Source organism: Kribbella sp. NPDC050459, from assembly GCF_040655315.1.
Lineage (GTDB): Bacteria > Actinomycetota > Actinomycetes > Propionibacteriales > Kribbellaceae > Kribbella.
Genome location: NZ_JBFAJQ010000019.1, coordinates 120,834 through 144,958, shown reverse-complemented (window position 1 = coordinate 144,958; position 24,125 = coordinate 120,834). Strand labels below are relative to the sequence as shown.

Here is a 24,125-nt window from a genome sequence, read left to right as displayed (position 1 = left end):
CACACCTAACCCCCAAGTGGCTTGACCAGGAGAACCCCCGAGGCGCTCACCCCGGAGACACCCCCCGGCGGCGGGCGCCTTACCCCCTGCCCGTTGGCAAAGTGTCCCCGTATCTGACCTCCCGATAGACTCACAAGACCGCCGCTATCCTCCATTAAACTCGGTCATACTCAGCTAGATCAGGTTTCGCCGAACTGGAGGACCACGTGGCCATGTCCGAACCTTGGTTGTCAGCTGACGACATAGCCGCCCACCTGGGCGTCACGAAGGACCCGGTCTACTCGTGGATCTCCGACAAGGCGATGCCAGCCCACAAGGTCAGCCGCCTCTGGAAGTTTCAGGCCAGTGAAGGTCGATGGCTGGGTTCGCTCGGGTGGCGCTGCCGGCTCGGATAACACGAGTCCGCCGGATTGATCCATGCCCTACCCACGCGACTGTCGGACGGTTCCGATAGCCTGATTGATTTTGCGCACTGGCTCAGAGGAGTTGCACGTGATGATCGCCACGCCGCGAAAGGCCCGCTACGCGCTCTCGTTCACTAGCGGTGCCCTGCTCGCTTCCGAAGCCGCGGTGGTCGTCCCGGTCTACCTGCGAGGCGACGACTGGGCGTCGACCCGCACTCAGGTCAAGGACGGCAACCTGCTCCAGGGCCGGGCCGCAAGCTCGACCAGCCGAGTCCTTCGCGCTCTGATTCCGCGGCTTCAGATTCTCAGCGACGCCGAGCTCCAGATCGTCGCTGACGGCACGTCGACCGAGCGTGGCCACCTCATGTGGGTTGCCGCCTGCCGTCGCTACGACCTCATCGGAGAGTTCGCCGAGGAGGTGCTGCGCGAGCGTTTCCTCACTTTGGCTGGAACCGTTTCCTACGAGGACTACGACTCCTTCTATCGCGCCAAGGCTATGTGGCACGACGAGCTCGACGAGATCACCGACCTCTCGTACAAGAAGCTCCGCCAGGTGCTCTTCAAGATGATGGTCGAGGCGGGGCTGCTGAACACGCAGGGCCGCATCGAGCCCGCACTTCTCTCTGCCCGCGTCGCCGAGTGCCTCAATGAGCGCACGCCGAGTGACATCCGCTTCTTCCCGACGAGGGTGGCGTGACGACCGTGCGACCCAAGACCACATTGGTGCAGCAGGAGGACCACCTCTTCAAGGTGCTCAGCAGTGAGCGCTTCCTCAAGATGGAGGGCCTCGGCAACGAGGTTGCTCACTTCATCTACGACTACGAACCGACGTGGGCGCTCGGCGTCGCGAGCGCGAAGAAGCGCATCAAGACCAAGCTCGACACCGAGCTGGGCATCAAGGTCTTCGAGATCAACCTCTACGATCTCTGCGTTGACCTGCTCAAAGAGCGCAACGTCTGGGAGCGCATCCTTGCCGCCGAGCCGACGATGGACAAGGCCGACTTCCTCAAGATGCTCCAGAACATGCTCGACCCTCAAATGCACCTCGCGCCGGCCATAAAGACGCGCATCGAAGCCGAGTCGTTCCATATCCTCTTCCTCACCGGCATCGGCGAGGTGTTCCCGTTCGTGCGTTCGCACACCGTGCTCAGCAATCTGCAAACCGTCGTCTCGGACAAGCCGATGCTGATGTTCTTCCCGGGACGGTACGAGGTGTCGGCCACGCAGGGCTCGGCCTTGGTCCTCTTCGGCCAGCTCAAGGACGACTCCTTCTACCGCGCGAAGCGCATCCTCGATCAGGAAGCATGACCCGATGAAACTCAACGAGATCTTCCTCAAAGACGTCACCCGCTCGATCGAGGGGGTCGTCAAGGCGGACGACGTCGACCACCTCGGCATCGAGGTCGAGGAGTACGTCTTCACCAACGACGCCGCGAAGGGCGTCGCTCCCTTGCTGGAGGAGTACACCAACTACACGAACGCCAACGGCGTCTGGATCTCGGGCTTCTTCGGTTCTGGTAAGTCTCATCTGCTCAAGATGCTCGCGCATCTTCTTGGTGACGTCGAAGGTCAGGCGTTCCCGCGCGAGAAGGTGAGCGAGAGCTTCCTTAGCAAGACCGACGACGCCATGCTCATCGCCTCGCTGAACAAGGCCGCCACCATTCCGGCCAAAAGCCTGCTGTTCAACATCGACCAGAAGGCGACGCTGATCGCCAAGGACCAGACCGACGCCCTGCTCAAGGTCTTCGTCAAGGTTTTCGACGAGAGCCGTGGCTATTTTGGCAACGACGGCGCCGTCGCCCGTTTTGAGGAAGACCTCGACAAGCGTGGCCAGTACGACGACTTTAAGGCCGCCTTCGCCAAGCACGCCGGCATCGACTGGGTGCGGGGCCGCGAGCAGACCGCGCTGGAAGGCCACAACATCGACAAGGCGTTCGCCGAGGTCAACGGCGAGGCTAACTCAGGCATCATCGGCCACTACCAAAAGTCCTATGCCGTCTCGATCGAGGACTTCGCCACGTCGGTCAAGGCTTGGATCGACAAGCAGGAGGCCGGCTTCCGGCTCAACTTCTTCGTCGACGAGGTCGGCCAGTTCATCGCCGACGACGTGAAGCTCATGCTCAACCTCCAGACGATCGCCGAGTCCCTCAACACCAAGTGCAAGGGACAGTCGTGGGTCTTCGTTACCTCTCAGGAGGACATGGACAAGGTCCTCGGCGACCGCACCAAGCAGCAGGGCAATGACTTCTCCAAGATCCAAGCCCGATTCGGTGCCAAGGTGAAGCTCACCAGCCAGGACGTCGAAGAGGTCATCAGCAAGCGTCTGCTGGAGAAGAACGACTCGGGCACGACCGAGCTTGAGGTGATCTACTCGAAGGAGGCCGCGAACTTCCCGACGATCTTCAACTTCGTCGACGGCGCGAAGAGCTACCGCAATTACGTGGACGAAGCCCGCTTCGTCAACACCTACCCGTTCGTCACTTACCAGATCCCGATGTTCCAGGCGGCCATTGAGGGCCTTTCCGACCACAACATGTTCGAGGGCAAGAACAGCTCGGTCGGCGAGCGCTCCATGCTTGGCGTGGTCCAGGAGGTCGCGAAGCGCATCGGTGACGAGCAGGTGGGCTATCTCGCGACCTTCGATCAGATGTTCGCCGGCATCAGCGCTGCCCTGAAGTCGGCAGCCCAGAGTGCCATCCTGCAGGCGGAGAAGCATCTCCCCGATCCGGATTCCGACATCACGATCCTCGCCAACCGTCTCTTGAAGGCGCTCTTCCTGGTCAAGTACGTCGACAACTTCAAGGCCACGCCCCGGAACCTCACCGTGCTCGTCTACGACCGTTTCGGTCTCGACCTCACGGGGCTCGGGAAGCAGGTGCAGGAGGCGCTCAACCTCTTGGAAACGCAGTCGTACGTCCAGCGCAACGGCAACATCTACGAGTACCTCACCAACGAGGAGCAGGAGATCGAGAAGGAGATCAAGGCGGTCGACGTCGACTCCTCCGAGGTCTCGAGCAAGCTCTTCAAATATCTCTCATCCGACATTCTCAAGACGAACAAGCTCAAGTACGCGAAGAACGGCCAGGACTTCCCGTTCGGCTACAAGCTCGACGACATTGTCCAAGGCAACCAGCGCGAGCTCACCATCCACTTCATCACGCCGGAGACGAGCTATACCGACACCGAGATTGCGGCGCAGAGCATGGGCAAGGACGAACTGCGGGTCTTCCTGGGCCGCGATAAGCGACTGCTCGCGGACCTGCGCCTGCTCCTGAAGACGGAGAAGTACACCAAGCAGCGCACCAACTCGGGTGCCACGCCCTCGACGCAGGCAATCCTCCAGTCCAAGCAGATGCTCAACGCCGACCGCGAGAAGGAACTCATCGAGCGCATCCGCCAGGCTGTCGGCAAGGCGCAACTGATCATCAACGCCGCCGAGATTACCTCGAGCTCCCAGGACGCGGTCACGCGCGTGACCGACGGGTTCCAGGAACTCGTCAACCGGACGTACACGAACCTCAGTCTGCTCGGCGGAAAGGTCTACTCTGAGCAGCAGGTCGCCGGCGCGGTCCAGAACGACCAGGGCCTGTTCGACGCGGGGACTCTGAGCGCGCTCAGTTCGCCAGGCACCGAAATGGAGTCGTGGATCATCTCCCAGACCAAGCTGGGGGAGCAGGTCACGGTCAAGAAGATCGTCGACCGCTTCGAGTCGAAGTCCTACGGGTGGGACCTCGGCTCCATGGAGGTTGTGCTCGGCTGGTTGGTCGGCAACGGCAAAGTCGCACTCACTGTCGATGCCAACTCGGTCGTGCGGACGGAGGCAGCCGCCCTCATCCGCAACACCGGCAAGCACCAGCACACGGTCGTCGCGCCGCAGAAGGCGCATGATGCGACGAAGGTCGCAGCGTTCAAGAAGTTCTGCACCGATTTCTTCGACGAGGGCGTCGTGCCAAGCGACCCGACCGAGCTGGCCAGGTTCGGCAAGGACAAGCTCGCGGCCAAGCGCAACGAGCTAAACGCCCTCGTGAGTAGCAGTCGGTATCCGTTCGTCGGCCAGCTTTCGGGCGTGGTGACCCTGCTTGACCACGTCGTCGGCAAGCCTGTCGACTGGTACCTCAGTGACTTCGATAAAGCCGACGAGCTGATTGAGGCCAAGGCGGACCTGGTTGACCCGATTAAGTCGTTCCTCAACGGTCAGCAAGCCAAGATCTTCGACGAGGCGCAGGCCTTCCTTATTAGCAGCACCGGAAACCTTGGCTATCTTCCCCCGGGCAGCGCCGACTCAGTCATGACACTCCTTTCGGACCCCAAGGCTTTCCGCGGAAACAAGATGAACCAGCTCAAGGTCGCAGTCGACACCCTGCGTGGGCAGATCGATGTCATCGTCTCCGACAAGCGTGCCGACGTGACTGCAGCCATCGAGGGACGCAAGGCCGAGTTGCTCGAAAGCGCCTATTACGCCAGCGCCGCCTCAGATGCGCAGGAGGGCGTCATCCAGCACATCGATCGGATACTCGCGCGTCTTGTCGGCGAGAGTCAGGTCGCGCTGATCCTCCAGGTGGGAGCGACCTTCGAGGAGAATGACTACCCGGAGTTACTCGACCGCCTCGTTGCGTCGCAGCAAGGTGGAAGCGATGACGCGCCACCGCCGAAGCAGATGATGTCGGTCAAGACGATCCACGTCTCGGGCGTCTCCGGAGTCCTTGAATCCGAAGCCGACGTCGACAACTACCTCGCGGCCCTGCGCACGGCGCTCGTCAAGGCCCTCAAGGACGGAAAGCGAATCACGCTCTGATGGAAACCGCACCGCTCAAGTCGTTCGCCACCTCGGCGCGAACCGAGCTCATCCGCGAAGTTGGCGCGCGGATCACCGCTGTGCTCGCCCAGGGCTCGCCCGAGCGCGTTGAGCAGCTGAAGGCTGTATCCGCCCTAGAGCGGGCCATCGTCAGCGCAGGCGATGGCGACAAAGGAAAGGCGCACGTAGCCAACAAGGTCGCCTACACCTGGTTCAACCGCATCATCGCGCTGCGATTCATGGACGCCAATGGCTACACCGGGATCGGCGTTGTCTCGCCCGCGGCCGATCAAGTCGGCCAGCCGGAGGTGCTCGCTGCCGCCAAGCGCGGTCAAGTCGACGAGGACGTGGTCAAGGGCCCAGACGCCGCGATCATCACCGGGCTGCTCAACGGCACCCGCCAGCCGCGCCCCGGAGTCGACGCCCAGGCGGAGGCGTATGCCCTCCTCCTTGCGGACTACTGCCGCTTCTGGAACACCGCTATGCCGTTCATGTTCGAGCGGGAGGGCGACTACACAGAACTGCTCATCCCGGCAAACCTGCTCGCAGATGACTCGGTTCTCAGCCGTTCGGTCGCGGTGCTCACCGATGATGTTTGTCGGGATGTCGAGGTCATCGGCTGGCTCTACCAGTTCTACATCTCGGAGCGGAAGGACGAGGTTTTCGCGGGCTTCAAGAAGAACAAGAAGGCCGGCGCAGACGAGATCCCTGCAGCCACCCAACTCTTCACCCCGCACTGGATCGTCCGCTACCTCGTCGAGAACTCACTCGGCCGACTCTGGATGCTCAACCGCCCGTCGTCCGGTCTTGCCAGCCAGATGGACTACTACATTGCCCCGGTCGACGAGGAGACCGACTTCCTCAAGATCACCAAGCCGGAGGAGCTCAAGGTCATCGACCCGGCCTGCGGCTCCGGCCACATGCTGACATACGCGTTCGACCTCCTCTACGCGATCTACGAAGAGGAGGGCCACGCACCGTCGGAGATCCCGGGCCTGATCCTCTCGAACAACCTCTACGGCATCGAGATCGATCCACGAGCGGCAGCGCTCGCGGCCTTTGCCCTCACGATGAAGGCCAGCGCCAAGCGCAAGCTCTTCCTCAAGAATCCTGTCGAGCCGCACATCTGCGTGCTCGAACCGATCTCCTTCAGCGTCGACGAACTGGCCTATCTCGTGACCAAGAGTGGCGATCGCTACGCCGAGGAGGCATTCTGGAGCCAGTTCGCCGAGGCAGATACATTCGGAGCGCTGATTCAGCCCGATCCTGAGGTCGCAGTGAGGCTGAAGGCTCATCTCGAGACGCTGGAGCACCGAGGCGACATGCTGATGGCTGACGCGATCGAGAGGGCTCATCGCGCGGTCTCGCAGGTGGAGTACCTGCTTCCTCGCTACGGCGTTGTTGTTGCAAATCCTCCGTACATGGGCAGCGGCAACATGGGTTCGCTGCTGACGGACTTTGCAAAGCGTGAGTACCCGACCGCCAAGGCGGACCTCATGACGATGTTCATGCGCCGAGGGCATGACTTGGTCCGCGCGAATGGGTACTGGGCGATGATCGACCTGCCGTCTTGGATGTTCCTGACGACGTTCGCTGCCTTCAGAAGATGGCTACTGAGCGAATGCTGGATGCAATCAATCGTTCACTTGGGTCGTGGCGTCTTTGGTTCGGACTTCGGGTCCGTGGCGCTTGTATGCAAGCGCTCGCAATCGGACGTGGGCCGAGTGGGTGTCTATCGGCGTCTCTTCGAGCAACACGTCGATGTTCGCACCAACGACAAAATTCGCGCGCTATTCTTTGACGCCAAGTACAACCGATTCGAGTTGGCGCAAACGTCCTTCACGGACCTCCCTGGACAGCCCATCGCATACTGGCTTTCTGAACCGCTTCGCAAAGCGTTCTCGTCTCACCTCGCGCTCGGCTCGACCGTTGCGCCAAAGCAGGGGATCAAGACCGGCAACAACGAGCGCTTCTTGCGCTACTGGTTCGAGGTAGGGGACAACAACCTTGGCCGCAACATGCTGAGCCGTGAAGAGGCGCTCGCCTCTGGCAAGGGGTGGTTCCCCTGCCAGAAGGGCGGTCAGTATCGCCGGTGGTACGGAAACGATGAGTACGTCGTCAACTGGTTCAAGGACGGGGAAGAGATCCGCAATCTTCGGGATGCGGGGACCGGGAAACTCCTTTCCCGTCCTCAGAACCTCGAATGGCTTTTCAAGCCTGGGGTGACCTGGGGAACGATTTCGTCGGGGCCGAGTTCGTTCCGGATCTGCCCGCCAGGCTCCATCTCAGAGTCGAAGGGTGCGATCGCATACACCTCGGACGAAGCCAAGCGTCTTGCTGCGCTGGGTCTCTTGAACTCCTCTGTCAGCGCCGCGTTGCTCTCAGCTATCTCCCCGACGGTCGACTATGGCGAAGGTGCGATCGGCAAGTTGCCGTTCAGTAGCAGCTTGCTCGATGCAGAACTCGCACAGGTTGTTCGCGAATGTGTCGAACTCTCGAGGTCCGACTGGTTGCGGTCGGAGACCGCGCTTGACTTTGCGCAGAACGAACTTGTTGCCAAGGCGGCCAAAGCCTCCGATCTCGCGTCGCTAGTTCGGAGCGTTCGCGAGGATGGCTCACGATCCTCGGAGTCCCTCAGGCGCGCTGAGACCGAAGTCAACCGGCGCGTAGCTGCGATCTATGGACTTGTGGACGAGGTTCAGGTCGACGTCCCTGCGCACCGTGTTTCACTGGCATCGAACGACGTCTTCCGGTACGGCGAGGGGCGGGGGAGTAGTGAATACGACGCGCTCGCTAGGGCAGATCTCGCTAGGGACCTTGTTTCCTACGCAGTTGGCTGCATGCTGGGGCGTTACAGTCTTGATGAGCAAGGCTTGATCCTGGCCGGCCAAGGCGCGACCTTGCAAGACTATCTCGCGAAGGTACCGACCCCGACGTTCACGCCGGACGCGGACAACGTCATCCCGATCGTGGATGGTGACTGGTTCGAGGATGACGCCGTTGGGCTCTTCCGCCGGTTCCTCCGGACCGCTTTCGGTGATCAGCACTTCGAGGAGAATCTCAAGTTCGTCACCGAGTCGCTTGGCGTGAAGAACCTCCGGGACTACTTCATAACCCGAGCCGGGAAGTCCAAGTTCTACGACGACCACGTGCAGCGCTACAAGAAGCGGCCGATCTACTGGCTCTTCTCCAGTCCCAAGGGATCGTTCAACGCTCTGATCTACATGCACCGCTACACGCCATCGACAGTCTCGACGGTGCTGACCTATCTGCGGGAGTACGTGACCAAGTTGGAGTCGGCCCTCCAGCACGCGGAGCGAGCTGGGAACGCGAAGGAAGCTGACCGGCTGCGCAAGATCCTCGTTGAGCTGAACGAGTACGAGCACGACACGCTCTACCCGAAGGCGTCCGAGAATGTCGTCATCGACCTCGACGACGGGGTCAAGACTAACTATCCGAAGTTCGGCGCTGCGCTGAAGAAGATCACGGGCTTGGAGGCGTCCGGTGACTGACCTGACCTCCGTCAAGGACGCCCTCCAGAGCCGACTCGCCTCCGAGAGGGTCGTGTTCTGGCACGATCCGGCCGGTGAGTATGCCTCCGAGCTCGACGCGCTCGACCTCGGGGCAGTTAACGTCATCCGCGTCCAGGACAATGAGTTCGGCGTCAAGAGCACCTTGCTCGCCGACCACGTTACCAAGCACCTCGTCTATCGCTCCGGCGAGCTACCACGCGGCACCGCGAACTGGCTGCTCGACCTGGAGATCGCCTACGGCGTCTTCACCGCCGACAAGATTTCGATGCTCCAGCAGGAGCTCGGTCTCGACGATCCGGCGTTCGCGCCGGTGATCGAGCAGCATCACAAGTTCTTCGCCGCCAACAGCCGGAGACGGGCGTTGGAGAAGCTCCTGACCGACGGCGACGACGTCACGCGCCTTCGCGCCAAGATGTGCCAGGTGTTGGTCAAGGCATCCGGCAACAAACTTACCGACATCACGCGGGAGCTCCTCGGCGAGAACGCCGCCGGGAGGTCGGCAAAGTTCGACGACCTTGTCACCTTCGGCCTCGACCAGTTCTTCTGGGACGGGCTCGCCACGATCTACAAGTACCCGAGCAACACGCCGACGATGGACGACTTCATCCTGTGGATGTTCAACCGTGCCATCGAAGACTTCGCGTCGGCCACCCCCGACGAGTTCCGCAACATCCGAAGCGACTTCAACAGCCTGCGCTACGACGTCCGCAGCCAGGAGATGATGACGACGTTGGCCACCCGCGCGGCTGAGGCACTCGACGTTCAGTCGAAGATCGACCACCGCGACTATCGCGAGCTGGCCAAGGTCACGATCTTCGAGGAGATCGACCGCAAGGTGATCGTCGACCTCGCCGCCGCCGTCGCTGCACAATCGGTGACGCCACGCGAGGTCGCCGACGTCGTACGTCAGCGTCAAGAAAGCCTGTGGAAGGCCAAGTACGTCAAGCTCTACAAGGCCATCCAGAGCGCCTCCGAGCTGCTCGCGGCCATCGCCGGCCTGCCACATGCGATCGCGTCGGCGGATCTTGGACTTGAGAAGTACCAGTCCGACTGGTTCCGCATCGACCAGCAGTACCGCTGGTTCACCTACGCCTACCAGACCGCGGACTTCCAGAAGCCCCTCGAAGCACTGAAGTCCGAGGTCGACAAGCAGTACGCCAACAAGTACCTCTACGACTTCGGCGGACTCTGGCAGCAGGCGCTCGAACCCACTGGGGATTGGAAGTCTGCCGCACTGGCGCCGCAGACGAAGTTCTTCGACCGTTACGTCGCCCCCGTCGTCAAGGACGGACGTACCAAGGTGGTAGTCATCATCTCGGACGGCATGCGTTACGAGATCGCCGAGGAACTTACGTCCATGATCCGTAGCGAGGACCGCTTCGATGCATCGCTCTCGGCCATGCTCGGATCACTTCCTAGCTACACGCAGCTCGGGATGGCCTCGCTGCTTCCTCATTCGAGCCTGGAACTCGACCCGGACGCTCTGCCGGTGCTCGCCGACGGGAATCCCACGAACGGCACGGCGAACCGCGACAAGATCCTGCATGCGGTCAAGGGACACGCGATCGCCGCAGCAGACGTACTGGCGATGCCTGGAGATGAGCTGCGCGACCTTTACAAGCAGCACCAGGTCTTCTACGTCTATCACGACCGAATCGATGCGGCCGGAGACAAGGCCCCGACGGAGCGGACCGTCTTCGAGGCAGCAGAACAATCTCTCCGTGAGCTGGTGCTCCTCGTGAAAAAGTGGACGAACGCCAACGCCACGAACATCCTGCTCACCGCCGACCACGGATTCCTGTACCAGGACATACCGCTGGAGCAGTCGTACTACATCTCCGAGACTCCCCATGGCGGCGCGGTCACGAACATCAACCGACGCTATGTGCTCGGTCGGGCGCTGAAGCCGTCCCAGTCGTTCATGACGTTTACATCAGCGCAGGTCGGCCTCGCTGGCGACATCGACATCCAGATCCCGAAGTCGATCCACCGCATCTCCCTGCCCGGCGCCGGCACGCGTTATGTCCACGGTGGCGCGTCTCTGCAAGAGATCGTTGTCCCGGTGATCACGGTCAACAAGAAGCGTAAGAGCGACGTCCGTTCGGTCAACGTCGACCTCATGCCCGAGACGGACAAGATCACCACAGGCCAGCTCGCGGTCAAGCTGCTCCAGCGCGAGGCCGTGACGGACAAGGTTCAGCCACGCCAGGTCCGACTCGGTCTGTACGTCGGCGACACGCTGATCTCGGACCAGCCCATCCTCACCTTCGACAGCGCATCGGACGACCAGCGCGAGCGCTATCAGTCGGCGACCCTCTACCTAACCCAGGATGCCGACGAGTTCAACAACCGCCCCGTCGAGCTGCGGCTCGAAGAGCCCATCCCGAACACGACGCAGTGGAAGTCGTTCTCGAAGGGCAACTACACCATCAAGCGTTCGTTCACGACGGACTTCGACTTTTAGGAGGCTCCTGCGATGGCCGAACAGACCGACCTTGCCGTGGTCGACGACGACCTTCCCGCCGGCGTCGACGATGCGGCCGTCCCCGTCGGCCCGCCGGAGAAATCTGCCCTCGACCAGAAGATCAACGACATCTTCGGCGGTGCGGTCGTGCGCAAGGACCTCGTCAAGGCGGTCAAGGGCAACGCCATCGTGCCCTCGTTCGTCCTGGAGTACCTGCTCGGCCAGTTCGCTGCCTCCGACGACGAAGCGACCATCCAGTCCGGCATCGAGAGTGTCCGCAAGATCCTCGCGGACCACTACGTCCACCGGAACGAGGCCGAGCTCATCAAGTCGAACATCCGTGAGAAGGGCCGCTACCGGGTCATCGACAAGGTGCAGGTCCAGCTCAACGAGACGGACGACGCGTACGAGGCGGAGTTCGCCAACCTCGGCATCAAGCAGGTGCTCGTCTCGCCAGCGACCATCAGGGCTCACCCGAAGCTGCTTGTTGGCGGCGTGTGGTGTATCTGCGACATCGAGTACCAGCACAGTGACAACGCCCGCGTCGTCCCGTGGATTCTCGGCTCCATCAAACCGATCCAGCTGTCCAACTTCGACTTCGACGGATACGTCACCTCACGCCGCGAGTTCACCACGGATGAGTGGATCGACCTGCTGATCCAGTCCGTCGGCTTCAACCCGGCGTTATTCGGGCGCCGCGCCAAGCTCATCCAACTCGTGCGGCTCATCCCGTTCGTCGAGCGCAACTACAACCTAGTCGAGCTCGGGCCGAAGGGCACCGGCAAGTCCCACATCTTCTCGGAGTTCTCGCCCCACGGCATGCTGATCTCCGGCGGCGAGGTCACCGTCCCCAAGCTCTTCGTCAACAACTCCAACGGCCGACTCGGATTGGTTGGCTACTGGGACGTCGTCGCGTTTGACGAGTTTGCGGGCAAGAAGAAGCGCACGGACAAGGCGCTCGTCGATATTATGAAAAACTACATGGCGAATAGGTCGTTCAGCCGTGGCATCGAGACACTGGGAGCGGAGGCGTCGATGGTCTTCGTCGGCAACACCTCCCATAACGTGCCGTACATGCTCAAGCACTCCGATCTGTTCGACGAGTTGCCCGAGAGCTACCACGACTCGGCCTACCTCGACCGCCTGCATTTCTACATTCCAGGATGGGAGGTCGACACGATCCGCAGCGAGATGTTCTCCGACGGCTATGGCTTCGTCGTCGACTACATCGCCGAGGTGCTTAAGTCGATGCGGAACGCCGACTACTCCGACCGCTATCAGAAGCACTTCACCCTCGGCTCGGACATCTCCACCCGCGACCGCGACGGCATCCACAAGACGTTCTCCGGCCTGATGAAGATCGTCTACCCGCACGGCGAGGCGACGAAGCAGGAGATCGAGGAAATCCTCCGCTTCGCTATAGAAGGCCGTAAGCGCGTGAAGGACCAGATCATACGGATCGACTCGACGATGGCTGAGGTGAAGTTCGGCTACTCCGACGGCGCCGGCGACTGGCACGCGGTCACGACGCTGGAGGAAGACGAGTATCCGGCCTACTACCAGCGGGGTGGCCATGTGGACGCCGGCGAGAAGCAAGCCGACAGCGCAGCTACCTCCGGTGAGGGGCCCACAACAGCCACCACCGTCGAGGAAGCGTCCCAGGCGGTGCCGCTCTTCGAGGGCTACCGCGAGTTTCAGGAGAACCAGCGCGGCGTCTCATACGAGAAGCTCCTGCTGCCGTACTTGCAGGATGCGACCGAGATCACCATTGTCGACCCATATATCCGTCAGTTCCACCAGGCCCGCAACCTCATGGAGTTAATCGCGACGCTTGCCCTTTCAAAGGACCCTGCCGATGAGGTGAAGCTCTTCCTTGTGACGAGCGAGAGCACTGGCGGGCCGGAGAAGCTCCAGAAGCAGATCGAGCTTCTCCTTCGGGTCAAGCAAGCAGCTGCGGTCGCTGGCATCACTCTGGACGTGAAGTTCGATGCCACAATCCACGACCGCTCCATCGTCGCCAACTCCGGCTGGCGTATCAACCTCGGCCGGGGGCTCGACATCTTTCAGTTCGTCCCCAACGACGCCTTCGATCTCGCCGTCAGGCTCCAGCAGTACCGCCAGGTGAGGTCCTTCAGCGTGACCTACATCCGTGGGGGCGAGCTCAGCAGTGATGCCTAGGCCTTGAAGTGGGCGTAGATCGGCGCTGAGCGTTTTGGTCCGGAGGTGACGCGGTGGGAACCAGGCGAGGCTGTTGGCAGTGATTCATTCGCAGCGTTGCCACTCTGGTCAGCGAGCTACCGGTAAGTGGTTAGGAGTCTTCCTTCGCTCAGCAGAATGAGCAGAAGGCGCTGGATAGGCACGGTCACTGATGAGAAGGGTCGCGCTGTGAATCCGCAGGTCACGGGTAGGTTTGGCAATTGATGACAAACGATGAGTGCATTCTTGCCAGTTTCCGCGGGTTGTGGGTTCGAGTCCCACGGCGACCTGCAAAGCCCGAGGTCAGACGCCTATTGGCGTCCTGTGCCTGGGTCCCGAGGTCAGCTTTTGCTCCGCGAATTGGCTGAGGCTGTGCGGGAGCGACTGAGCGCACAAGCGCTGGTTGGCCGTGTGCCGACAGTTTCCGGCCTTCCTACTGCTCGCCGATAGGCGACCTATCTCATCAGTTCGCCTCGCTCTAGTTGCCCCTGGACTTCGGCTCGGCCGGGCGTTTAGTTCACGTCGGCTGCCGGCGGTGGAGGGCTCAGGGGCGACCGTCCTCTGGGAGCGTGGATTCAGTGGTCTGGCTCAGGGGGTTGTTGCTTGAGTGTGAGTCGGCGGCGTTCGACCTCGTCGGCTGCCTTTTGCATGAACCAGCGCATGATCTCGTACGGGATGATGTGTTCGTGGTGGCTGTGGATGTGGACGGTGGGTTCCTGGTCAGGGTCCTCGTCTGCTACCACGGCGACCAGGAACGCCGGTCCGGGGATGTGGGTCGGTGCATCGGGATTGTCGGCCCAGGTATCGGGTGCCGGGGTGGCTTCGCTCAGTTCCACGCACCATGCGTCATCCGGTAAGGCGTAGTGGAACTGGATGGCGTAGTGGCAGTCGTTGTGAGCGCGGAACTCTGGCATTTCTGCAGGTTGCCACACTGCCGCGTTGGCGGTTCCCGGACTTGGTGGGTAGTCGAAGCCGACGGCCTGCATGGTGTCTTGGGGCGGGCTCACGGTCTGGCGCGTGACGGAAGTCGCCGTGACCTGGCCATCACGGAGGGCTGACCCTTCGGTTCCGGTTTTATGGGGGTGGCGTGGGGTGGGGGTGGGTAGTTACCTTCTGTAGCGGGATGTGGGCGGTGGGTGTGGAACCGGGTTGTGGGTTGTTGCGTCGGAGGGGTTCGGTGTGGGTCCAGCGCAGGTGGAGGTGGTGCGGCGGTGTTGTTCCGGGTGCTGGGGCCGGTGGAGATCGATGGCACCGATGCGGTCAGCTATATCCGTGCCGACAAGCCGCGAGCGCTGCTGGCGCTGTTGTTGGTGAAGGCCAACACCTGGGTGGCTGTGGGCGAGATCATCGACACCGTCTGGGCCGGCAAGACGCCGCCGGTGTCGGCCGAGCGCAACATCGGGACGTACATCTGGCAGCTGCGGAGAGCGCTCCCACCGGTCGGTGTGGATGGTCAGCGGATCGAGAGCAGGTCCAAGGCGTACCGGATTCGCGTGGAGGCCGGTGAGCTGGACTCCGATCGGTTGCAGGCGTTGCTGGCCGCGGGGGACGAGGCCTTGGACGCCGGCAATGCGGCAGCGGCCGTGAAGCACCTGGAGTCAGCACAGTCGCTCTGGCGAGGTACGCCGTACGAAGGGCTGGTCACCGATGGACATCAGCCTGAAGTAGCGCGGTTGACCGAGTTGCACTGGTCTGTCCGGGAGCGGCTCGCCGACGCGTTGATCGGTACGTCGCGGTTCGCGGACGCGGTCGCACTGTGCAGAGGCCTGACGACCGAGGACCCGTTGCGGGAGACGAACTGGGTGCGGCTGCTCGTTGCCTACCGGGACGCGGGACGGCGGGCTGACGCGCTCGCGACGTACCAGAAAGCGCGGACTGCGCTGGTGGACGAGTTGGGCACCGAGCCGGGGCCGGAGCTGCGCGCGCTGCAGCAGCAACTGCTGACCGACGTACCGGAAGAGCCCAAGCCGGAGCCGCCCGGACCTGATGCGTACGTGCGGACCGTGCTCGAGGCCGCAGGTGCACTGAATGGACAGCACGCGGCCGCGGCACGCCACTGGTTCACTGCCCGGCACGCCGAGTTCACCACTGCGATCAGCCAACTGCTGGCGGCCGACGACGTGTCGAACGCGTGGCTGCTGACCAGTGCGGTGCACCAGTTCATCGAGACCGGTGGAAACGTGCCGGGGTGGGCTCCGCTCGTCGCACAGGTTGCAGCCGCGACCCGGTCAGGCAAGGACTGGTACGGCGAGCTCATCACCCGCAACATCCTCGGCATCGCGCTGACACGTGCCGGTCGGGTCCACGACGCACGCGCTGAGTTCACTGCGGCTCTCGGCGTCGCCTCTGTGCACGACGACCGGGACGCCGAAGGCACTGTGCTGGTCAACCTGGCTCTGGCCGAGGCGAGCACCGGCGCGCGGCAACAGGCCGCGGAGTACCTGCGTCGCGCGCTGCGACTGCTGCCGGAGTCGCCGACCGCCGTCGAGGCTCGCGCCGCCCTCGCCGAACTGGGCGAGCCCGAGAACCCGGCGCGGTCCCCGGTGGCCTCGTGACGACCGCTTCCGGACGACTGATGGCCGGATGTATCGCCGCTGTACCGCAACTGGACCGATGAAAGGCACCGTAGCCGCATGACTCGTATTGCCCGTGCCATCCGTCGGCCGGTCGCCTGGTGGACGGTCGCGGCGCTGATCCTCGGGACGTTCGTCGGTCTGTCCGCGCTCGGCCGCGGCGCCCCGGCGGTCGCCTTCCAGCAGGCCGGTCACTGGGTCTACAACGCGACCGTCGGCGCGGTCTTCCGGGTCGACGGCGGCGGCAAGAGCGTCGACGCCGAGGTCCGTGGCGTGCAGGCCGAGGCGGGCAGCCAGGTCGTCCAGGGTGCCACCAACGGGTACGTCGTCCGCGCGGACGGGGTGATCGTGTTCGGCAAGTCCGACCTGACCGTGAAGAGCACGGTCCGGATCGGGATCCCGGAGGAACCGATCGGTATCGAGGCGCAGAGCGGGCCGTACCTGGTGTACCGGCAGCATGGGCAGATCGTCCGGCTCGGCGACCAGCAGCAGACGGTCACCGTGGGCAGTGTGGTGTCCAGCGCGATCGCCACCGCCGACGGCGCGCTCTGGCTGCGGAACGCCGACCACTTCTGCCGGCTGGCGCCGACGTCCACCACGCTGGCCTGTGAGCTGCCGGCGCAGACCGGCGATGCCGGTGCGCTGCTGAGCGTGGCCGGTAAGCCTGCGTTCGCCAACCTGTCGAAGCGGACGCTGACGCCGCTGACCGGTGACACGGCAGGGCGCGCCGTGCCGATGGACGTCAGCGGCTCACTTCCGGCCAACGCCGTAGTAGCCCAGTCCGACGTCAAGGGCCGCATCCCGATCCTGGCCGGGCAGCGGTTGCTGCTCGTCGACGCTGCCGGCACCAAGGCTGCTGAGAGCATCAGTCTGCCGCCAGGCCGGTACGACGCTGTCGCCGCGACCGGTGCCGCTGTGGCGGTTCTCGACGCCGAGAAGCGCGTCGTCCGGACGTTCGGGCCTGACGGCAAGCCGCTGCACACGCATGAGCTCGCCAAGAAGAAGGGCGATCACAAGCACGGGCCGCGGGTGACTCCCGGGCAGGACGGCCGTATCTACATCGACGACGAGACTGGTGAGGTCGTGACCGTCGTCGACGGCGACGGGACCGTGAAGGAGGTCGACGTCGACGGCGGCAACAAACCGGTGTCGCCGTCCGCGACCGAGAAGCCGACGCCGAGCCCGAGCACCCCGACGCCCAGCAGTACGCCGACCTCGACGCCGCCGTCCACGCCGCCGTCGACCCGGCGACCGATCCTGCCGCCGATCCACGTCACCGTCGGACCGGACAAGCCCCGCCGGACCGAGACGGTCGAGCCCAGGACGACGGAGCGCAAGCCGACGCCGACCGAGACCACCGAGCCGACTACACCGCCGACGGTCAAGCCGACGGCGAAGCCGACCGCCAAGCCGACGAAGCCGACCGTGCCGCCGCCGGCCGCGCCGGGAGCGCCGGGATCGGTCTCCGCCAAGTCAGGCCAGGGGAAAGCGACGGTCAGCTGGACGGCTGCTCGTGCGAACGGCGCTGCGATCACCGGCTACAAGGTGAGCTTCCGGGTCGCGCCCGGCACGTTCGTGGTCGGCCTGCCGGCGTCAGGCTCGGTCACTGTTGGCGGCAGCACTCGCAGCCACAGCTTCAGCCAGTTGCTGAACGGCGGCGGCTACATCTTCACTGTGGCCGCGACCAACCGCGTCGGGACCGGCCCGGCTGTTGACACCAAGGTGACGTCGATCGGCGGGACCGCCGCGCCGCCGGACGCTCCGACGGAGGTCAGCGCGGCAACCAAGGCCGATGGCTCCGTCACTGTCTCCTGGACCTCGCCGAGCACCTCGGACTACACGCTGTCCGGGTACACAGTGCTCGGCTCGGACGGGTCGACGACACAAGTGCCGGCGTACATGACATCGACGACGCTGAAGCCGGCGCTGGGCAAGGGCGTGAGCTACCGAGTGACGGCCAAGAACAGTGCGGGCACCTCACCGCGCTCCGCGGCCACACGCACGGTCTACCCGTACGCTCCAGCTGCAGCCCCCAAGGTCACCGCCACTCCGGGCAGGGGCTCGGTGTCGCTCACTTGGACCGCACCGAACCTCAACGGCGGTCAGTTGGTGCACTACGTCGTCTCGGCCACCGGCCAAGCGGACAGGACCGTGACAACGACCAGCACCCGCTACACCGGGCTCACTGCTCTGCAGTTGACGTTCACGGTCAAGGCGATCACGCGAGAGCGCAACAACAGCAGCAGTGCGACCGCTACGGGTGCAGCCGGTTCCACGACGGCGGCTCCGACCGCCGGAGCCCCGGCGTTGCCTCCGGCGAGTACGCCGGCAGCACGGGTACGACGTACGTCACGTCGACGGAAGCATGCACGGAAGGTTGCACGGAAGGATGCGCAGTGGTGATGCGGGACTCGGAGCGTGGCATGGAGCCGCAGCAGGCGTACGAGCTGATCGCCACGAACGTCCAGCGGGTGATCCGCGGTAAGCCGCAGGTCGTCCGGCTGGCGGTCGCGACGCTGTTCGCCGGCGGGCATCTGCTGATCGAGGACCTGCCGGGGCTGGGCAAGACCAGCTTGGCCCGCAGTCTGGCGCGCAGCATCGGCGGCCGCTGGAGCCGGATCCAGTTCACACCTGACCTGCTGCCCGGCGACATCACCGGTGTGGTCGTGTACGACCAGGGGCAGGGCCGGTTCGTGTTCCACCCCGGTGGTGTGTTCGCGAACGTCGTCCTCGCCGACGAGGTCAACCGCGGTACGCCGAAGACGCAGTCCGCGCTGCTCGAGGTGATGGCCGAGCGGCAGGTCACCGTCGACGCGGACACGCACCGCGTACCGGACCCGTTCATGGTGCTGGCCACGCAGAACCCGATCGAGATGGAGGGCACGTACCGGTTGCCGGAGGCGCAGCTGGACCGTTTCCTGCTCCGGATCGAGATGGGCTACCCGGACCTGGACGCCGAGGTGGAGATCGTGGCGCTGGACGGGGCCGGACCGACACCGGACGACCTCGAGCCGGTGATCGACCCGGAGACGCTGAGCGCTGTCATCGCCTCGGTCCGGTCGGTGTACGTCGACGAGGCGGTGATGGCCTACGCCGTACGTCTCGCCGCTGCGACCCGGCTGCACAGTGCGGTCCGGTACGGCGCAAGCCCGCGTGGCAGCATCGCCCTGATCCGCGCGGCCCGGGCGATCGCGGCGACGGAGGGGCGGTCGTTCGTGACACCGGACGACGTGAAGGGCATCGCGCATCCGGTGCTCGCGCATCGCCTGGTCCTGACCGCGGAGGCCGCGCTGGCTCGTCGTACGGCGGAGAGCGTCGTGGACGACGTACTCGAAGACACCCCGGCGCCTGGCAACCCGGTACGGCGTGACCTCAAGCGGGCTCTTGGCGTCGTGCCATGAGAACCAGGCTCACGCTACGAGCCTGGGGAGTGCTGGCCGGCTCCGTTGCCTTACTGGTGGTGGGTCAGCTGCTCGGCTACCCGATGCTGCGAGTGCTGGCCGGTGCTGGTCTGGCCGCGGTACTCGTCAGCGTGCTGACCGTCGTGCGTCGGCCGAAGGTCGCTGTGGAGCGTGTGCTGTACCCGGACCGCGTCGAGTGCGGTCAGCCGGCGCTGGCGCGGCTGGTGGTGCGTAACGAGTCCACACGCCGGCAGCCGGCCTTCGTCGCCGCGGACAACGCCGGCGCGCACCAGCCCGAGGTAACGGTCGCAGCCCTGGCGCCGAACGGCGTCGCGACGTACCACTACGAGCTGCCGACCGCCCGTCGAGGACCGTTGCCTGTCGGGCCGTTGCTGCTGCGCCGGTCCGACCCGTTCGGGCTCGTCTCCTGCCAGGTGTCGATCGGCAGCGTGGCAACGCTCCTCGTACACCCGAAGCGGTACGCCGCTCGGACGGCGGCCGGTATCCGGCAACGGCATCACTTCGAAGGGCCTGTGTCGGCCGGACCGCTGCGTGGCTCGATCGACCTGCGCCGCTTGCGTGAGTACGTCCCCGGTGACGAGGTCCGCCACGTGCACTGGAAGGCGTCCGCGCGCGCAGGCCGGTTGATGGTGCGTGAGTACGTCGACCCGGATCAGCCGCGGCTGCAGCTTCTCCTGGACACGAGGACGGCCGCGCTGACCGCGGACCAGTTCGACACTGCTGTTTCGGTTGCGGCGTCGATCTTGGTGGTCGCCGCACAGTCAGGTCAGCGCCTTCGACTCACCACGCCGTGCGGTACGGACCACGACGTACAGTCCGTGAGCGACCTGCTCGACGAACTCGCCAGAGTGGAGCAGTCGGCGTCCACGACCAACCTGCTCGAGTCCCTGCCTGTTGCCCATGACGGTGGCGCGCTGGTCGTGCTGACCGGCGACACTGCCGGGCTGGCCGAGGTGCCGAGCCTGAGCTCGAGCTACCGCCCTGTCGTGTGCATCGACCTGACGCACGACGAGCCGTCGTTGCACACCGGCGCAGGTGTCCACGTCATCCACGCCAGTGCAGCACAGACCGCCGTCGACTCCTGGAACGCAGTCCCAGCATGAGTCGACGTCTACCAGTCCTCGGAGTGCTTGCTGCCGGTGTGGTGGCGGGGCTGCTGTTCGCGCCGCTGTTCGGTACGTCGGCTGTGCTGTGGCCGATGTTGGCGGTCGCTGTTGTTGCCTTTCTGGTTGAGGAAGCGATTCTGCGTCGTCCGCAACTTGCCCGCGCGCGAGTCCCGCTGACCCTGGTCGGTGGTGTCGTGGCGCTGCTGGTGGTCATACCTGGTGCCGCCGGCCGGCCGGTGTCGCTTTGGGAGGCCGTGACGTCCGGCTGGCGTCGTACGCTCGAGTCGACGTGGCCGGCCAGCCCGTCGCCGGACTTGGTCGCGTTTGTCCCAGTACTTGTTTTGCTGGCGTGCCTTGTCGGTGCGCGTGTTCTGCAACGCTCTCGGCTGTTGGCGGTGCTACCCGCGGTTGTGGTGGCTGGTCTGTCGCAGGCGTATGTGACAGTGACCGGACTGGACGCAGTGCTGGTTGGACTGGCGCTTGCTGGTTGTTTCGCGTTGGTACTGCTGCAGTGGCCGAGTGAGCGTGCTGCTTGGGCCCGGCTGGTCGCTGCGCTCGCTGCTATGGCGGTCGGTGCCACCACACTCGGACTTGCGTTGCCAGCGTCGACTTCGATCCACCTGGCGAAGCCGAGCCCGCCCGACTCGCCGACTATCCTCAGCAACCCACTGACCGAGGTCGCCGCGCGGCTGCGCGAGCCGGACGCTGTGGTGTTCACGGCGCGCGCTGACGGCCCGGTGGACCGATGGCCGGTCATTGCCCTGGACAACTTCGACGGTGTCACCTGGACGGCCGCGCCGAAGTTCCAGCGTCTGGGCCGCGAGCTGCCGCTCGACTCGCGGGTAAAAGTGCCGGTACGGCGCCAGTCCGCGGACGTCGCGCTCGCGGACTGGTCGCTGCCGTGGCTGCCGAGCCAGGCGCGCACGCTGTCCGTCGTGGATGACCAGCCGCTGCTGGTCGATCCGGCGTCCGGTGCGCTGCTGGCCGAAGAGAAGCGGCCGTCGCAGTACCGAGTCAACTGGGCCGAGCTGACGGTCGACGCGGAGCAGCTCGCGTCGTCGGGCATCGACGCGGACGCGGGCAGCAGCGCCGATCTCGGTGAGGTGCCGGCCGGTATCGACGAGCTGGCACGCAGCATCGCCGGCGACGTACGCCCGTCGTTCCAACTGGCGCTCGTGCTCGAGAAGTACCTGCGGACGAATTACAAGCTGGCCACCGGCGAGAACCTTCCCACCGGTCACGGGTATCCGCAGCTCAACCACTTCCTGCTGCGGAGCAAGCGCGGTACGTCGGAGCAGTTCGCCGCGGCGTACGTCGTGATGGCCCGGCTGCTCGGTCTACCCGCAAGGCTGGTGGTGGGCTTCAAGCAGCCGGACACACCGAGTCCGGACGGGACGTACGTGATCCGGAACCGTGACGTCCTGGCCTGGCCCGAGGTCGCGGTGGCCGGTGTCGGCTGGGTCGCGCTCGACCCCACCGGGACGGCAGTGTCCAAGGCGGGCGGTGGACTGGCCGGCGCCGCGGAGACGGTGCGGAAGCAGTTGCCGTCGACGAAGGAGATCGAACGCGAACACCAGTCCGAGCCGACGCTGCCGGTGCCGGAGGCGAAGACGACGTACCACTGGCCGGGCTGGGGTGTGCTGATCGTGGTTGCTGCCGCGGCCGGAGCGCTGCTGGTGTTGTGGATCGTCGGTGTTCCCGCGGCGAAGGCGGTACGTCGGAAGCGGCGCCGGCGGCACGGGACGCTCGGAGCATGGGCGGAGGCCCGTGATCTGCTGCGGGACCACGGCATGCGCGTGACACCGGCAGCCACGGCACGCGATCTGGCGCGCGACTCGGACGGTCCGGTGTCGCAGGCGATGACGTTGCTGGCGGGGTGCCTGGACCGGGCGTTGTGGTCGGGGCAGGACTCCGACCCGGACCGGGAGTTCGCCTGGTCCGCCGTACGGAAGGCCCAGCGCGGACTGGCCGCGGGACGGTTGTCGGAGCGGGTCCGTACGACGTTCAGCGTGCGCAGCCTGATCGGCTGATCAGCGCTCGCACTGGGCGTCGCGGATCGGGCGCGGGTCGGTCTCGATCTGGTTGATGCCGTCGGTGGCCTGCACCGCGAAGCAGTACTGGATGCCGGGCACGACCGCCACGCGGTACTCGGTGTGCTTGTAGACGAGCTTGGTGTCGGCGCGCTTGCCGGCCTGAGCTACGACGACCACGTAGTTGACGTCGGGCGGTCCGCTCCAGCTGAGCTCGACGTACGTGCTGTGGTCGGCCGGCGGGTTGAGCTTGACGACGAGCGCCGGTGCGGAGGCTGTCGGTGTCGGGGCGCTGAGCGGAGGGGTGTCGGTCTGGCCTTTGCGGTTGACCACGGCGAGGGTTGTGATGACGGCGGCTGCGACGACAACACTTGCCGCCACCAGCAACCAGTTACGTCGCTTGCTGCCGACCGCCGCCGGTGCTGCGGCCGGTTGTGGGGTCGGGGCGACCGGCTGTGGTGTTGTGCTCGGCGCTTGCGGAGGTGGGGCGACCGCCTGAGTTGGCGCAGCAGGAGGTGGGGCGACCGCCTGAGTTGGCGCAGCAGGAGGCGGTGCGGGGGGAGTTGCTGCCGCGGGAGGCGGCGCGGGCGGCGAGGAGCGGAGGAGAGCTCGGGACATGACAGCAGGGCGGGGCAACGGTGTTGCCGGGCGCGGAGCGGGTGCCTTTGGCGCCGGGGGAGCCGGTGTGGCGGTGACCGGTCGTACTGGAGGCATCGGCGGGGTCGTCGGCGTCGCCAACGCCGCCAGGGCCGCGGCGACGACCTCTGCGGACACCAGGCGCTTTGCCGGGTCCTTCTCCAGCAGGCGTGCGATCACCTCCGCGAACGCGTCCGGCAGTACGTCGAGACGCTCCGGCGGCTCGTTCAGAACGCGCAAGATGTGCTCCCCGGCCGTTTCACCCATCCGCGCGGCCAGCGGCGGCTTCCCGTTGATCGCTGCGTGCAGCACGGCACCCAACGCGTACAGGTCGGACGACGCAGTGAGCGTCCCGTCCCGCAACGTCTCCGGGGCGACGTACAACTGGCTCGGTGAGTTCAGGGCGGCGTGACCGGTGTGCTGGCCGAGTCCAAGTGTGAGTGCGGACAGCAGCGGACGCCCATCCGGCTGCAGAACCACCGCGCCGGGCGTTAGACCCCCGTGGATCAGCCCGGCGCCATGCAGCGTGGCCAGGCCCTCAGCGAGCTGCCGGCCGAGGACAGCGAGCTCAGCGGGCGAGCGTAGCTGGCTACGCACCTGCTCCGCGAGCGTCCCGGTGTCGGCGATGCTGATCAGGTACGGGAAGCCGTCGACGACTCCGGACTCGAGAACCGGCGCCACGTGCGGATGATTCACGCCCTGCAACGCCTTGGCCTGCTTGCTGAACGTCGCCGCGGTACTCCCATCGACGCGGACCGGGTAGACCAGCGCACTGACCGCTGTTCCTTGCCGAAGGCATCGGTACACGCTCGGGATCCCGGCGCGGACCAGGACCACGTCCGTGCACCCCGGGAGCGCCGGGACGGAGTCAGGTCCTGCCATGTCTGTCACGTGTCCCATCTTCCCGTGCGAACAGGTCGTCCACGCCTCTGCGGCGCCTGCGGCCACACACTGGCCACATGCTGC

13 protein-coding genes and 1 pseudogene are annotated in these 24,125 nt (G+C 64.9%); 12 read left to right on the top strand and 2 right to left on the bottom strand.

The window, feature by feature from the left end:
* Nucleotides 1-212 precede the first annotated feature (212 nt).
* From AB0I12_RS39650 to brxL, 7 genes and pseudogenes are all read left to right on the top strand, one after another.
* A pseudogene (locus tag AB0I12_RS39650) lies at nucleotides 213-414 on the top strand (excisionase family DNA-binding protein).
* A gap of 81 nt (nucleotides 415-495) precedes the next feature.
* The gene (locus tag AB0I12_RS39645) at nucleotides 496-1,101 is read left to right on the top strand and encodes a DUF1819 family protein (RefSeq protein WP_359940687.1); all 606 of its coding nucleotides are present in this window, start codon (nucleotides 496-498) and stop codon (nucleotides 1,099-1,101) included.
* Complete coding sequence (locus tag AB0I12_RS39640; RefSeq protein ID WP_359940658.1) at nucleotides 1,098-1,712, top strand: DUF1788 domain-containing protein; 615 nt, start codon at nucleotides 1,098-1,100, stop codon at nucleotides 1,710-1,712. Before AB0I12_RS39645 ends, AB0I12_RS39640 begins: the two co-directional genes overlap by 4 nt.
* Before the next feature lie 4 nt (nucleotides 1,713-1,716).
* Nucleotides 1,717-5,199, top strand: coding sequence for a BREX system P-loop protein BrxC (gene brxC / locus AB0I12_RS39635; RefSeq protein ID WP_359940655.1), 3,483 nt, complete (start codon nucleotides 1,717-1,719; stop codon nucleotides 5,197-5,199).
* Nucleotides 5,199-8,711 (top strand): BREX-1 system adenine-specific DNA-methyltransferase PglX, encoded by a 3,513-nt coding sequence (gene pglX, locus AB0I12_RS39630; RefSeq protein WP_359940652.1) that lies wholly within the window; start codon nucleotides 5,199-5,201, stop codon nucleotides 8,709-8,711. Before brxC ends, pglX begins: the two co-directional genes overlap by 1 nt.
* Nucleotides 8,704-11,196, top strand: coding sequence for a BREX-1 system phosphatase PglZ type A (gene pglZ / locus AB0I12_RS39625; protein ID WP_359940649.1), 2,493 nt, complete (start codon nucleotides 8,704-8,706; stop codon nucleotides 11,194-11,196). The genes pglX and pglZ overlap by 8 nt, the downstream gene beginning before the upstream one ends.
* Nucleotides 11,197-11,208: 12 nt before the next feature.
* On the top strand, nucleotides 11,209-13,374 hold the full coding sequence (gene brxL, locus AB0I12_RS39620) for a BREX system Lon protease-like protein BrxL (protein WP_359940646.1): 2,166 nt from the start codon (nucleotides 11,209-11,211) through the stop codon (nucleotides 13,372-13,374).
* Between the two features lie 593 nt (nucleotides 13,375-13,967).
* On the opposite strand, the gene AB0I12_RS39615 is transcribed toward brxL, so the two are convergent.
* Complete coding sequence (locus tag AB0I12_RS39615; RefSeq protein ID WP_359940643.1) at nucleotides 13,968-14,306, bottom strand: hypothetical protein; 339 nt, start codon at nucleotides 14,304-14,306, stop codon at nucleotides 13,968-13,970.
* 297 nt (nucleotides 14,307-14,603) lie between these two features.
* On the opposite strand from AB0I12_RS39615, the gene AB0I12_RS39610 reads away from it, so the two are divergent.
* The 5 genes from AB0I12_RS39610 to AB0I12_RS39590 all read left to right on the top strand — a co-directional run bounded on the left by AB0I12_RS39610 (nucleotide 14,604) and on the right by AB0I12_RS39590 (nucleotide 22,523).
* Nucleotides 14,604-15,947, top strand: a complete 1,344-nt coding sequence (locus tag AB0I12_RS39610; RefSeq protein WP_359940640.1) for a BTAD domain-containing putative transcriptional regulator — start codon at nucleotides 14,604-14,606, stop codon at nucleotides 15,945-15,947.
* A gap of 78 nt (nucleotides 15,948-16,025) precedes the next feature.
* Nucleotides 16,026-18,368, top strand: coding sequence for a fibronectin type III domain-containing protein (locus tag AB0I12_RS39605; RefSeq protein ID WP_359940637.1), 2,343 nt, complete (start codon nucleotides 16,026-16,028; stop codon nucleotides 18,366-18,368).
* Nucleotides 18,368-19,366 (top strand): MoxR family ATPase, encoded by a 999-nt coding sequence (locus AB0I12_RS39600; RefSeq protein ID WP_359940634.1) that lies wholly within the window; start codon nucleotides 18,368-18,370, stop codon nucleotides 19,364-19,366. Before AB0I12_RS39605 ends, AB0I12_RS39600 begins: the two co-directional genes overlap by 1 nt.
* Nucleotides 19,363-20,490 carry a DUF58 domain-containing protein gene (locus AB0I12_RS39595; protein ID WP_359940631.1) on the top strand — a complete coding sequence of 376 codons (1,128 nt, stop codon included), beginning with the start codon at nucleotides 19,363-19,365 and terminating at the stop codon, nucleotides 20,488-20,490. The genes AB0I12_RS39600 and AB0I12_RS39595 overlap by 4 nt, the downstream gene beginning before the upstream one ends.
* Nucleotides 20,487-22,523 (top strand): transglutaminaseTgpA domain-containing protein, encoded by a 2,037-nt coding sequence (locus AB0I12_RS39590; protein ID WP_359940628.1) that lies wholly within the window; start codon nucleotides 20,487-20,489, stop codon nucleotides 22,521-22,523. The genes AB0I12_RS39595 and AB0I12_RS39590 overlap by 4 nt, the downstream gene beginning before the upstream one ends.
* Here the strand turns inward: AB0I12_RS39590 and AB0I12_RS39585 are convergent, their stop codons facing one another.
* Nucleotides 22,524-24,041, bottom strand: coding sequence for a protein kinase (locus AB0I12_RS39585; protein ID WP_359940626.1), 1,518 nt, complete (start codon nucleotides 24,039-24,041; stop codon nucleotides 22,524-22,526).
* Nucleotides 24,042-24,125: the final 84 nt, after the last annotated feature.

Coding starts and splice junctions, on each gene's coding strand:
- AB0I12_RS39645 (WP_359940687.1), top strand. CDS start 496: ATGATCGCCACGCCGCGAAAGGCCCGCTACGCGCTCTCGTTCACTAGC.
- brxC (WP_359940655.1), top strand. CDS start 1,717: ATGAAACTCAACGAGATCTTCCTCAAAGACGTCACCCGCTCGATCGAG.
- pglX (WP_359940652.1), top strand. CDS start 5,199: ATGGAAACCGCACCGCTCAAGTCGTTCGCCACCTCGGCGCGAACCGAG.
- brxL (WP_359940646.1), top strand. CDS start 11,209: ATGGCCGAACAGACCGACCTTGCCGTGGTCGACGACGACCTTCCCGCC.
- AB0I12_RS39615 (WP_359940643.1), bottom strand. CDS start 14,306: ATGCCAGAGTTCCGCGCTCACAACGACTGCCACTACGCCATCCAGTTC.
- AB0I12_RS39605 (WP_359940637.1), top strand. CDS start 16,026: ATGACTCGTATTGCCCGTGCCATCCGTCGGCCGGTCGCCTGGTGGACG.
- AB0I12_RS39600 (WP_359940634.1), top strand. CDS start 18,368: ATGCGGGACTCGGAGCGTGGCATGGAGCCGCAGCAGGCGTACGAGCTG.
- AB0I12_RS39595 (WP_359940631.1), top strand. CDS start 19,363: ATGAGAACCAGGCTCACGCTACGAGCCTGGGGAGTGCTGGCCGGCTCC.
- AB0I12_RS39590 (WP_359940628.1), top strand. CDS start 20,487: ATGAGTCGACGTCTACCAGTCCTCGGAGTGCTTGCTGCCGGTGTGGTG.
- AB0I12_RS39585 (WP_359940626.1), bottom strand. CDS start 24,041: ATGGCAGGACCTGACTCCGTCCCGGCGCTCCCGGGGTGCACGGACGTG.